The sequence below is a fragment of the Rhodococcus sp. IEGM 1351 genome, assembly GCF_030056875.1.
Taxonomy (GTDB): Bacteria; Actinomycetota; Actinomycetes; order Mycobacteriales; family Mycobacteriaceae; genus Rhodococcus_F; species Rhodococcus_F opacus.
In genome coordinates this window covers 1-207 of the sequence record NZ_JASHKU010000209.1, presented here as the reverse complement: position 1 = coordinate 207, position 207 = coordinate 1, and the positions used below count along the sequence as shown (strand labels likewise).

Below are 207 nucleotides of genomic sequence, written 5' to 3'. Positions count from 1 at the left end.
GAAGAACGCCAGCCAGCCGGGACCGTCCTCGGACGTGGTCACATCCACGCCCAGGATCTCGCGGTACCCCTCGGCGTGCACCCCGACCGCGACCAGGGTGTGCACGTTGACCACCCGACCGTTCTCCCGCAGCTTGAGCACGAGCGCGTCGGCGGCGACGAACGTGTATGGCCCGGGCTCGAGCGGCCGGCGGCGGACCGCCTCGCC

The 207-nt window shown here is 72.5% G+C and carries 1 protein-coding gene; it reads right to left on the bottom strand.

The features are described 5' to 3' along the window. Positions 1–207, bottom strand: a 207-nt coding sequence (locus QM806_RS41305; protein ID WP_283295097.1) for a transposase, incomplete at both ends; no start/stop codon positions are given.